Consider the following 12,326-nt stretch of genomic DNA (forward strand, 5'->3'; position numbering starts at 1 on the left):
AGTGTGAGGCTCATCACGGAATCTGTTGTCTTTTTGAGATTTTTTATTAGATCAAATTCGGCGTTCCGTACTTTTCAGGCGTAAAGTTCAAGAAACTCTGTGATCTCCATCACATGGCTCAGATTTTTGACCCCTCCAGAGTGTGACCGAGGTCACATAAGCATGCATCTGGTCCGGTTTAAGCAAACCGCCATTTCAAATCACTCGTCCGCAGTGTTCGTCGCCAAGCCTGAAAAACGTAGAGTTTAGAAAGCCAAAACGATATAAACACGTTCGTGCACTCAATTTCAGAACCAGGGTACACTTAAAATAACTTAGAGGATCTAGCCATGAGCATGGTGCTGGTAGGACTCACGTCCTTCGCAATTATTTTGATAAGCACAACCTTTGAATCGATTGGGCTTATTAACGCGTGCGTACAATTGGCCTTGTTCCTATTCGTTGCCTGTATCCCCGGCTGGAAAACCGGTCGTCTATCCTATGTGGATATTGCATGGCCCTGGGGCCTTGCTTTAATAGGCGCGCTGTCTATCGCACTGACCGAGGGCTACTCCGCGCGTAGCATCGCCGTTGGGGTCATGTATTTGCTCATTGGCTCCCGAATGGGACTGGGCGCACTTGTCTTACTCAAAAAGGGATTCTTGAATAGAGAATTTCCGCGCTATGCATACCGCCACATGATCTGGAAAGAGCAAGGTGTGAAGAATATCGCGCTCGAAACACAAATTGAAATTCTGAAACAATGCATCGCCAACATTTCATTCTCAGCGCTCCCAGCCTTTATCATCGCATCGAATCAGAGCACCTCATTCTCTGCCTTGGAGCTTATCGGGCTTGGGGTCTCATTCGCCGCCCTCGGTTTTGAAACGGTCGCTGACCTCCAGAAAAATCAATTCTTGCTGGATATGAAAAAGTCGAGACAAAGAAACATGGTCTGCAATGTTGGCTTATGGCGCTACAGCCGGCACCCCAATTACTTCGGTGAATGGATGGTATGGAATGGTCTTATCATTGCAGCTATCCCGTCATGGACGGCTCTACAAGAAACAGAGTCTCTGCCGGTGTGGGTAATACTCGGCGCAGGTCTTCTTTATCTATCACGAGGCATGTACGTTTTTCTCGTCTACCAAACCGGAGCTGTTCCATCTGAATACTTCTCGGTTCAAAAGCGCCCTGGGTACAAAGCCTACCAGGAATCCACCAATCGATTCTTCCCCGGGCCCGTACGAAACACGTAAACAAAACTGTTCATAAAGGTTTCCAAAGGCAATTCTCAGATCCAAGTACCCAAGCATCGGATACATTCCAAACTCGCTCAGAAATTCAATACCGACCATACCCTGTGTTGCGTCTTGATTGATTTGTGGTGCGCCGCCAATCGGTAAGAGCGCGACGGAGTGCGGTTTGAGGAGGTTTCCCTTGGCTACCCAAAACACTGGAGTCAGGAAAAAGGAATCAACGCCTATGTCCGCGAGATATTACCCGGCCCAAGCCAAACATTAGCAGGAGACAGCGGCCCTCAGTGGCAGAGGTAAGCGTTTAATTTCATTAGGCTTTATCAAGGGAAACAAAAACCCATCGCCGATATTTCGCTCTAGGCACATCCCGACAATTCGTATATACGTGCCAGCACTATGAAGATCAGTAAGGAACAATTCTACGAAGTTCGCGGAAATGACTACGTTTTAAGTCACCCAGAGGCATCGATCCGCTACAAGCGAATTTTAAAGTGGTTGGACCTCCAGCCCGGAATGTCGATCTGTGAAATCGGCTGCATGTTTGCCATCATCCGCAATCTGGTTCAGCGAACAGATGTAAAATACATCGGCGTAGACATCAATGAGAAAGCCATCAAATCCATTCCTGGCTACTCTAAAGACGACTACATCATCCACAACGCAAACGACGGCCTTCCTTTTGAAGACGGCACCCAGGATTACATCGTTGCCTTAGAGGTGATGGAGCACCTAGAAAACCCAAGCCATTTTCTTGAAGAAGTTAAACGGGTTCTCAAGCCTGAAGGCCGTCTGGTTATTTCAGTTCCGAACCCCTACTGCTTAAATGAAATGATGGTCAATATGCGTCATGGTAAAGATACCGAGGGGCATATTGGTTCCTACACCCATCAAAACATCAACGCCTTACTCAATTTCTCAGGGTTGAAGCTCTACGATTCTCAAGGCACTTATTTTCGAGTTCCTTTGCTGCACCGGTTTACGCCAAAACATAGCTTAATTGAGGCGAACAATTTATTCTTAACCCGAAGCTATATGTTTTTAATCGGAAGATAGATTGTTGCAAGCCGCGAAACGAATCTCATATTACGCAAGATAATCCTTACAGGTATAGGCCTGCTCTTTGTCGGCGCATCGCGGTTTGGCTTTAACCTCGCTTCCATCAATTCGTTGGGCGAAGAAACCACCGGGACTCTCAATCTTATTTTTTCTACGGCCTTATTAATCGGCCTACCCACAGTCGCTTTTTCCAATGCTGCAACCGTAAGGTTTATCGCGAAGTCTCGCGGTGAAGACCGTCCACGTACCGCAGACTGGATCTACCGGCGCCTCTATATTGCCAATGCCGTTTCAGTGCTTTTGTGCATTGGATTACTCCATTTATTTTCCGAAAAAACCGCATCTTGGCTCAACCTCCAAACGGCCTCACTCTCCTACGCTTATCTCATCGCAATTGCCTATGTATTTTACCAATTCGCCAGGCACGCACTCTACGCTGGTGATCAGGTGGGCATCGCCACCCTTCTCGAAATCATTTCGGGGCTGGTCTTCTTTGCGTCGCTTGGGCTTATGATTGTTTTCCAAACCGGCGAGAACTTGGTGTTATGCTTCGCCATTGGCTACCTCGTTTTTGTCGTTGGGTCATCATGGGTTCAACGCAGCCGTTGGCGGACTTCCTGTACTGCAGAAGATAAAATTCCCCAAAAGGAAATCCTATCATTCAGTGCCCTCGCTCTGCTGGGTACCACTGCCTCGATGTCTGTGAATGAGCTGGCGATTATCTTCGCAGGAGATGTTGGTGACCTTAGTGGCGCTGCCTTTATGGGCCTCTGTGCATCGGCGCTCGTCGCCCTGCAACTGCTCCCGAGAATGCTACGAACGGTTCTCTTTGCTGAATCATCGGAGCTTGATGGTGTGGGCGACCACGATAAACTCACGAGATTAACCACTGAATGCAACCATTGGATTCTCTTAATCAACATTCCGATCTGCGTGGCCATGGCATTGATTGCTGGGCCCATTCTCGAGGTCATGGGTACCGAAGTTACACCCGAGCGAATCCTTGCCTTCCAGTTTTTAATCGGCGCCAGCTTGGTGGCTATCATCGGCATGGCTGCCAGCAATGTTTTACCTGGTATCGGCGACTTAAAAACTCCAGTTCTCGCTTCGATTAGCGGTCTGCTCATCACATTGGCCCTCTGGTGGTGGACAACGGAGCACTGGGGATTAGTCGCTTTAGCCTTCGGGCTCTTTGCCAATGCCATTATTAAAACAACCATTGCCATCTTGGTCTTGAAAAAACGAATGCCCGTAGAGATGAGTAAGAGTCCCGGAGCTCTGGCCATCCTCTCGCTTATATCCATCTTTGCGCTGGTGGGTTCTTATCTATCGGAGATATCAGCCTGGTGGATCTTAGCTGCCTATAGCTTGGCTATTCTTATCGTTCTTAGGAAAAATCTCGCAGAGCTTATCGAGATTGTTCAGCTGCGGGTTCAACAAAAATCAGCTTCCTCTGCCGCCTAAAGATTCGCTTAGAGTTTCAATTAAGCCTTGTTAGCTTCTGCCTTACGCTCGCTGTAGCGATCAACAAAATAATCCGTTCGGCCGCGCATGAGCCGTGTGAATTTCATGAGCTCCTCCATCACGTCGACAACGCGGTCGTAATAGGCTGATGGCTTCATGCGGTCGTCATCATCAAACTCTTGATAAGCTTTTGGTACCGATGATTGATTGGGAATAACCAGCATCCGCATCCACCGGCCAAGAAGCCTCAAATCGTTGACGGTGTTGAACGATTGGGACCCTCCACATACCTGCATCAATGCAACAACTCTTCCTTGGGTAGGTCTAATGCTGCCAATACTAAGCGGAATCCAATCGAGCTGGCTTTTAAATACCCCTGTCATAGCTCCGTGGCGTTCAGGGCTGCACCACACCTGCCCTTCCGACCATTGCGAGAGTTCTCTTAACTCCTGAACTTTAGGGTGGTCTACGGGACCATCGTCAGGCAGCGGTAACCCAGCTGGGTCGAAAACCTTTGTTTCAGCGCCCATTGCCGTCAATAACCTTTCAGCTTCGGCTACCAAGAGGCGGCTGAACGAGCGCGGCCGTAACGACCCATGTAAAAGCAAGATCCGAGGGCGATGCGGCGGTTCTCCAGTACCTGCTATTTTATCAAGGTCAGGGATATCAAAATGCGAATCAGTTACGTTGGGTAAATCTTTCACCGCAATGCTCACTTTGAATAGGTTATGGTTTCACCACCGTAAAACCCGGCGGCTGACTTAACCGTTAAAGATAACAAACCCCCGGTTCTTTCAAGCCAGTTCGGTAATATTTGAACCTAAGGCAAGCTGGCAGGAAGGGTTAAGCAATCAACTGGAGAAGCTGATGAGACTTTTTAGCGAAGTATGACGGCCTCGAGAGGTGAGGCCCCCAGCCAAGCTCTAGCCCCGATTTAAGGATGAGGAATCAAACCAACTATTTTCCAATCGCCGTCGCGTTCTGCGACCACAAACATAACCAAGCTAATAGACATGAATTCGTCGCTGTAAGGAACACCATCCGTGCGGAAAAAACCGATAAACAAAAACTCATCGTCTGCGGGTACCCAGCCGTCATCGTCAAATAAAGGCAATCCGAATTTCTCACTGGCTTCAGCAAAGGTATGCACGCCGGGGTCATACACACTTAGGTAATCGTCCATCGTATACGTGGTATAGTCTTGTCCCGCTGGAAACTGGTTAGGATCTAGCATCATCTCAAGGTATTCTGCGCGGGTATATACTGTGTTGGTCCCCGCAAGATAAATTGGGTCATGCACTAAAGACTCAAACAAGGTGGCATCTTCATCGAAGTAAGTCTGCACCACATCCAGCGCAAATTCCTGTGCCGTATCGCGGTAAGAGTCACCGGTTGATGGCAATCTTGGATCAGAGGGAGCGGCGTCCGTGACCTCCTCATTCTGAGAATCAGAGTCCGCCGCCGCAGTGTCAGCATTGACGTCGTCAACTTGCACCTCGGTCGAATCCGCTGTTCCACAAGCTACTAAAGAGAGTCCAATGGCCATCATCAAACCAACATGTATTCTACGCATCATCATGAGTCCTTTCGCGAAACCTCATCTTCCCGCTAGCAGGGGGTGTGCCAAAGCAGTCCGATTCGCTCCGGCTTTGAAAACATTAACAATTCTAAATATTCGGGCATCGGGTTCTCTGCTATACGGCGGTGCGCTCACGCAAAGCCTGTACTTTTCAAACAAGCCTTGCTGCCCCGCTCCGGTCGATAGATCGCCCGTACATTTCCTAAATATTGGGGGCCTCAGATGGGGTCCGAACCCGGTCAAAGTACCCATGGCATGCTACCGGTTTGGAGCAATCACCCGTCAGTTACGTATCCAGCGCAGAGCCCTTCAGATCGGGCTCACTTCTTGGCCCAAGGAGGCCAAAAGCAGCCCGTCGCTCGGTAATTTGACTAAGTAACTGTTAAAGTTGGCTAAATCGCCCGTACATTTCCTAAATATTTTGCATTTTCCTGGTTCAGCTTTGGAAATTTATAGTGTAGTGAGCCTGTTAAACCAAAACCGATGAAGAAGTTATGAACAAAACGCCGACAAGAGACGAATCAGTTACGACCTCCAACGAAGCGATGGCGACCATCAGTCCTATCTGCTCGAAGGAAAAAATGGCTGAAAGATTAGAAGCTATTCCTCTGGCTGCCCAGGTCCTAGCAGAAACCAAGGCAGACTTGGCGCAGGACCTTCACGATTTTCAAATTGGCGCCAAGCCACTAAGCACAAAGCTGGTTCATTGCCTTGAAGCTGAACTTAGAATGCTTCTTAAGAACAAGCGTAACTCTAACTCTTCGGGACCAGATTTCGACCCTGAGCCACCACCGGGCGGAGCCGCTGCTCTTCCTGTACCGATGGAATCATCTCATACCGTCGTACGCATGAGTGCTTAAGCCACTCCTGCTCCTGTCCTTCTTCCTCTTCAGATCTATCATTCTCGACCTTTACGCAGAGCAAGCCTCGTAGGTACCTAAGACAAGGTAGCTGCTAGCGAGGCAACATGTGCTCTCTAGCCATTGAGAGAAGCTCTGGTGCCCAGTGAGACTCCAGGGCGCCCGCAACTGCTACCATCGCAGCGGCAGCCGAAAGAACCCCCAAAGAACGTAAAGCATCGCGGCGAAAGCGCCGTGAACTCATCCCATACCAAAGCAGGCTTTTCGAAACGGTAATCGCACTTATTGAACCCAATATATAAGCGGTGGCCTCTAGCAACAGGTGAGGAAGTAGCGCGGCCACCCCGAGGCAGAGTGGTACGATATTCACTCCTCCATCGGCTAAGAAACTTTGGCGGAAAAGAAGCGTTAAAGTGAGTCCCCACACCGCGGCATTCCACGCAAGCAACAAGAGCGTGGCATAACCACGGTATAGAAAGCTCAAGAGGACACCCGATGCCAGGACCATGGTGTTGTGAACCACGATACCGCCAAAGTTACCGAAGCTTCGGTCGTAGAGTGTCGTGGTAGCATCCATATCCGCGATGGACATGACAAAACCAAAGCTCTTGGGAATGGTAGCGGGATCCATCATCGTCGCCACCCCAACAAATACCATGAAGAGGCCAACAAACATGGCCAAAATATCAACGACTTCGTTTTTCGTATTGATGTCAGCGAGAACCACATTGAATCGTGTGGTCAACGCTGCAGAGGTAAGAAAAATAGCCAGTAAACCGCTTTCCGCAAGTCCCAGTAATCGATGTACCACCACGAAGGTGACGAGCATCAAAGCAAGACTTTCCATTGTAAGCTGAGCATGGCGTCCCCACCACTTGAATCGAAGCGGCGCAAGAAACGCATGCGAAAGAAAGGTCGTTTCCTTTTTGACGAGGAGTGCGAGGCAGGCAGCCAATTGTTCTTCCGAAAGGCTGCCCCGGCGAACTAAAATATCACCAAGTTTACCGCCCGTCCCTTTTTGCTCTTTAAGCGCAAACTCAACGTCTTCCTCGGCCACACCGTAGAGCACTTGCACGACCACACCCAGGGGCTGGTCTGTGAGGCTCTCCGCAATGCGGCGAAGCCCTGTTCCATATCTTGGCGATGAGGGATCGGTCATAGTCCTATGTTAACCAACATCAGGACCTTAGGTCCAAACCCAATTGGATTCTTCTCTACTTAGCTTCCCAGCTGACAAACTTTTTATGAGAAGGAACATCTTCTTTACCCGCTTCTCGTGCCAACGAAAGAAGTGTCTTCTGTGGCCAATCTTCTTGGACCATATTCACGAGCCAGCCAGGTAGCATACCTTTTGGATCGGTATGGACCTCGACTTCAATCTTCGTTTTATTTTCACCGGGCAATGCCTGAAAGCGATAATACGTGCGAAAAGCCTCGGCACGGACACAGCAATCATCTTCACCGCGATTGGGATGGCTCACCGAACGTATATTTGCCACAAACACACGGTTATCAGGATCTATATCCCCCGTCGCTCTCAAGAGGTAATCTCTGTCCGAGAGTGGAAACGGTAATTCGAAACGAATCCAATAAACGCGGTCAAGGTCACTTACGACTTCCACATCTTGGGTAGAATCAAAACGGTCTACCCAGTCTTTTCGGCGTTCGGCATCTAAGAAAACTGTGAGGATTTTACTAAGTGGAACATCCACCACAGTCTCACCTCGGAAAGCCATAATCGGGCTGCCTTCAACCGCCATACGCTTTGTTACAAACCCCTCATTCTCCGCTACCAATTCCCAGGCACCGTTTGTATCGGCCGAAGGAGTAGCTTGCTCCCCAATCGCTTGACCGGAAAGACCATCCTCACCGCTGAGTGAGCTAAAGGCCATACTCGCCGCACCCAGTATGGCGATACTGTAGAGTCCCATTTTAAGACGAGACGCCTTACGTGGTTGGTTAGTTTCTGACATGGTGCACCCCCTGCGTTGAGCCAGCACATTCTTATGTTTCGTAATTGAGGTTAGAGTATGTCATCTCTCAGGCCGTCCGCCTATTGTATGCAACGCGGCGCAGTTCGCCTACATGCGCAGACCTGCTCTATAATCCTAAGAGTAGATTATAAGGACGTTTTTTAAATTACAGATTGGAAAAGAAATCCGTGGAGTTCTAAAATATCTACCGGACTTCGTCTGTTACGGAGCTGAGGCTACTTACCAAGCATTGAAATAACGCTTCAGTGACGGGCTCAAGAGCTTGATTTTTCGCTGCGATGTATGCGCGATGCTCTGGTGTGGCGTAAAGCTTAAGGACCGCCGTCATCTCAGCCCGCGTTAAGTCTCTGGTACCATATGCAAAAGTCGCCAACCCTTCCATCACGTATTCATCTTGGCTCGCCAGCATCTTATTTTGCAACTGCGATTCCGTCATTTTCTCGTGCTGGATTTTCAATACCGCAGGCATCATATTGCGTGTTAGCCTGGTCCGAGAATCCACGTAGCGGCTCGCCGCAACCATCATCCGCACTTGCTCTTCCCGCGCCTTGGACAACTTAGAAAACGCTTCCTTAAAGTAACTAGAAGCAGCAAACGCGCCTCCTGAAGTCGATGCGTCTCGGGAAATCTGTAGGATCTGTTGACCCGCAGGCGCACTGTAAGCGGTGGTTAACTGCTCAGATTTTTCCGCACTCAGCTTCAATGCGAAAGCCGCGCTGAATGATTTATAAATGGAACTTGAATCCAGGCACTTCGCCATTTCCTTTTTCGAGACCTCAAGCCTTTGTGCGAGTTCTTTCTTTTGTTTACTGTCCAGCGCGGAGGCGTCCCTCGTGCCTACGAACCCCATGAGCATGTCGCCCACTTTTTTGGCACCATCTTTCAAGGACTCCAATTCCCTACGTATTTCAAGAGCATCAAAAAACCTCAGAGTAGCGGCAGGAACGTTGGCGAGATTCTTTCCGTCTACCTTTGCAGAGTTCGTATCTTTAGAATCAGATGCGTGAACTGTTGCCACGCCACTTAGCATCACAATCAAAAAGCCTACGGCGCAAAGTGCCTTATTCATCGGTAGGGTCATTGTACCGCTCCCTCCGTTTGGTCTTCCGTTGCAATCATCCATTTCGTAAGCAAGGCAAGCGTATGGTCCGGTGTTACGACGAGTATTCGATACATCGAGTCTAAAGCTGCTTGCTTTTGCCCCAACTGCCACAATGCGAAACCTCGTGCATACTCTGCTTCGGTAAATTCCGGCTCGTGATACAGTGCCTGTTCATACCACCCAATCGCCGCTTCCCAGCGCTCTTCATCCGCCGCTTGAACCCCTCTCATATAGCGTAAACCATTGCTGTCGGGGTTTTTGGATTCAATCATTTTCAACTGATTTGAAAACTGCTGAGCTTCGCCAACCAAGGCATAATAATCAGCCATCAGCCGGTTACGGTGGTAGGTGTCGGGCGAAAGTTCTTCAATCCGTTCAATAAGCGGCAATGCTTTATCCAAATAAAGGTCGCACTGCACGCCAAGGCTATCAATCTTGGATTGACCCTCGCTCTCAAGCTGCGCCAAAGCTACACTGTATTCTGAAAGAAATTTATCACTTACGGAGCCCGGTGAGTTTACAAGCTTCTCTGTAGTAAGCTGTAAAAACAATCGAGAATCACCGAGGGCTGCTTCCATGTACACTTCAATATCAAAAAGCGCCTGACCCCAAGACAAATAAAGCTGGGCATACCAGGTGAGGACGTTTAAGTCGGACGCCTGCTTTTTCATATGCGTTTCAAAAATTTTCTCTGCCTCAGAAAAAAAGGCCACGTGGGAGCTGCGTACAATATTTTTTGCATCCTCAAGAGTCTTCGGGCTTCGTAAGTGGTCTGGGTTTGCATCACTCGTCGCGGCGAACAACTGGTTAACCGTTACATTCAAATCTTGCAGATCACCTAAGAGATTTGCTTCCCACTGTGCCATGGCAGAGTGAGTTGAGTTTGAGTTAGCAACCGTTGTCGTCTTTTGAGACAAATTCGCGGCACTGCACCCCACTAAAAAAGCAATGGCTACTCCGGCCCAAAAGCCACGTACGATTTGCATGACACCCCCTTGAAAGCTGGCAACCCGTTGAGCTAAGCACTGGTTTCAAACGCCCCAATATGCTCAGCCACGAGGCAGGCACCATAAACCGTAAGAAGCTAAAGCTATCAGGTACTTATGACCCACCAGAGCCACATTGTTACCTCACCTGGTGGGGTGATTACCATACAAAGCCCCGAACCGGTGCTGGAATGAATAGGAATTCAAGACCAGTGTGGAGTTCAGGGTAGAACTTCCTCATGGAGCGAGCAGGAAAAAAAGCGTGTTTTTCCCGGGCTCTTCTATACTCATGGTTGTGGCCCAGTATGCGTTGTCTTACTCTCGCTTATGGCCGGGCCTTCTCTGAAAAATCGAAATCTTCTGACCTTTGGGTTCTTGTGGTTAGCCCAGGTCGTTTCCCGTCTAGGAACCCAGCTAACAGCCTTCGGTATTGCCTTAACCGTACTCGAACAAAATGACTCGGTCACTCAGTTTAGTCTTACCTTCTTTGCCGCCATTGCACCGGAAATGACATTGGCGTTGGCTGCCGGTGTTGTGGTCGACCGCTGGAACCGGCGGTTTGCACTGATGCTTAGCCATATTGGCGCCGGTGCCTGCACGCTCCTCCTCTTCTTCCTCCACACCTATGACAATCTAGATTTCTCGACCCTGCTTATTTTAATCGCGTTATCCTCTGCCTTTAATGCTTTTCAATTTCCCGCAATGTCCTCCGCCACAACTTTACTCGTTCCTAAAGAGTCACTCGCCAAGGCATCCGGACTCATCCAGGTGGGGCTTGGACTCTCTCAAATGGTGGCTCCACTTCTCGGCGGCTTTCTTCTAGATTGGGTTGGACTCAGCGGAATTCTCATGGTCGATGTTTCAACCTTCACCTTTGCCGTGGTGGTTTTATCCATTCTTCGTTTCCCCCCTGCTCGAATCAGCGCCTCCGGCTTACGTGCCAATAAATCAGTAAAGGACGACCTCTTTTTTGGCTGGAGATATATCCGCGAACGCACCCCACTCTTACTCCTTCTTTTCTACCTCGGTGGTCTCAATTTATTCGGAGGTATCACCTGGACCCTTCTGATGCCTTTAATCAAAAGCTTGGGAACAGCCTCCGAGTTGGGCGTGGTAATTTCCTTGGGAGGCGTCGGCGTTATTCTCGGTGGCGGATTGATGCTAACTTGGGGAGGCCCAAACCGTCTGATTCTCGGTATCTTAGGAAGCATCGGACTCCAAGGAATCCTACTAGTCGCAACCGTGCCATTTCAGTCTTTGTGGGCAATGGGAATATTGGTCATGGGTGCTTCGCTGCTATTTCCAATCATTATGGGCTGTGCGGATGGCATATGGCTGCGAAAAGTGCCCCCCGATATTCAGGGCAAGGTCTTATCCTTCCGCCCCATTGTGGCCCAAACACCTCTTGTATTGGCAGTTTTAATCTCAGGCCCCTTGGCCGATCAGGTATTCGAACCGTTGATGCGAGAAGGCGGCTCTCTCACGGCTGAGCTGGGTCCTCTTTTCGGCACCGGGCCGGGGCGCGGCATTGCACTATTGATGTGGATTCTCGGAATTTGTTCTGGACTATGGGCATTGGTCGGTTTTTGCATTCCCAAGCTTCGCCGCGCAGACCTGCTCCTTGAAGACCATCAACCTTTGTTTGGGCAGCGAGCCATCGACCTCGGTTTCATCGATGCCAAAACTTTATGGAAAAGTTTAAAATGGCAACGTTTGTTACGTCTCAGAACCAACCAGCCCTGGTTGCTGGGCGATGTCATGGTTCATAAAGCGTTGCTCTCACGCGAAGAGCATGGCGAAATCGTACGTGAAATATCGAACCTCATAAGGCCAAATTCCACTTCAAAAGATAAGGCCAATGACGTTTCGACTTCTACCCTCTATGCCAACATCGTACCCGCAGAAGGTCGTCTCACCTCCGATGACTTTTACGGATTGAACCTACTCGGTGACATTGTTGTAGACCTTGGTTTTTGCACGCAAGCACAAGTCGTCGCCGCGTTGGATCAACAAGTCGTGGAAGCTGAGTCTGGCATGTGGCGGGCAC

At 49.4% G+C, this 12,326-nt stretch carries 11 protein-coding genes; 5 read left to right on the forward strand and 6 right to left on the reverse strand.

Annotation, left to right across the window (positions count from 1 at the left end; translation table 11 throughout):
- Positions 1-329: 329 nt before the first annotated feature.
- From HOK28_04625 to HOK28_04635, 3 genes are all read left to right on the forward strand, one after another.
- Complete coding sequence (locus tag HOK28_04625) at positions 330-1,238, forward strand: DUF1295 domain-containing protein (protein MBT6432352.1); 909 nt, start codon at positions 330-332, stop codon at positions 1,236-1,238.
- 396 nt (positions 1,239-1,634) lie between these two features.
- Positions 1,635-2,291: a methyltransferase domain-containing protein gene (locus HOK28_04630; GenBank protein ID MBT6432353.1), complete on the forward strand. Its 657-nt coding sequence runs from the start codon at positions 1,635-1,637 to the stop codon at positions 2,289-2,291.
- A gap of 114 nt (positions 2,292-2,405) precedes the next feature.
- Complete coding sequence (locus HOK28_04635) at positions 2,406-3,758, forward strand: hypothetical protein (GenBank protein ID MBT6432354.1); 1,353 nt, start codon at positions 2,406-2,408, stop codon at positions 3,756-3,758.
- A 20-nt stretch (positions 3,759-3,778) separates the two neighbouring features.
- Here the strand turns inward: HOK28_04635 and arsH are convergent, their stop codons facing one another.
- Positions 3,779-4,462 (reverse strand): arsenical resistance protein ArsH, encoded by a 684-nt coding sequence (gene arsH / locus HOK28_04640; GenBank protein ID MBT6432355.1) that lies wholly within the window; start codon positions 4,460-4,462, stop codon positions 3,779-3,781.
- A gap of 230 nt (positions 4,463-4,692) precedes the next feature.
- A complete protein-coding gene (locus HOK28_04645) occupies positions 4,693-5,334 on the reverse strand; it encodes a hypothetical protein (GenBank protein MBT6432356.1) in 642 nt (213 codons plus the stop codon).
- Between the two features lie 497 nt (positions 5,335-5,831).
- Here HOK28_04645 and HOK28_04650 point away from each other — a divergent pair, with 497 nt between their 5' ends.
- Positions 5,832-6,197 (forward strand): hypothetical protein, encoded by a 366-nt coding sequence (locus tag HOK28_04650; protein ID MBT6432357.1) that lies wholly within the window; start codon positions 5,832-5,834, stop codon positions 6,195-6,197.
- A gap of 94 nt (positions 6,198-6,291) precedes the next feature.
- On the opposite strand, the gene HOK28_04655 is transcribed toward HOK28_04650, so the two are convergent.
- From HOK28_04655 to HOK28_04670, 4 genes are all read right to left on the reverse strand, one after another.
- Positions 6,292-7,356 carry a stage II sporulation protein M gene (locus HOK28_04655; protein ID MBT6432358.1) on the reverse strand — a complete coding sequence of 355 codons (1,065 nt, stop codon included), beginning with the start codon at positions 7,354-7,356 and terminating at the stop codon, positions 6,292-6,294.
- A 55-nt stretch (positions 7,357-7,411) separates the two neighbouring features.
- On the reverse strand, positions 7,412-8,170 hold the full coding sequence (locus tag HOK28_04660; protein MBT6432359.1) for a hypothetical protein: 759 nt from the start codon (positions 8,168-8,170) through the stop codon (positions 7,412-7,414).
- Between the two features lie 205 nt (positions 8,171-8,375).
- Complete coding sequence (locus tag HOK28_04665; protein MBT6432360.1) at positions 8,376-9,272, reverse strand: hypothetical protein; 897 nt, start codon at positions 9,270-9,272, stop codon at positions 8,376-8,378.
- Positions 9,269-10,279 carry a hypothetical protein gene (locus HOK28_04670; protein MBT6432361.1) on the reverse strand — a complete coding sequence of 337 codons (1,011 nt, stop codon included), beginning with the start codon at positions 10,277-10,279 and terminating at the stop codon, positions 9,269-9,271. The genes HOK28_04665 and HOK28_04670 overlap by 4 nt, the downstream gene beginning before the upstream one ends.
- Before the next feature lie 375 nt (positions 10,280-10,654).
- Between HOK28_04670 and HOK28_04675 the strand changes: the two genes are divergently transcribed.
- Positions 10,655-12,326 (forward strand): MFS transporter (locus tag HOK28_04675; GenBank protein MBT6432362.1); only part of this gene is annotated, 1,672 nt, incomplete at its 3' end.

The organism is Deltaproteobacteria bacterium (genome assembly GCA_018668695.1).
Lineage (GTDB): Bacteria > Myxococcota > XYA12-FULL-58-9 > XYA12-FULL-58-9 > JABJBS01 > JABJBS01.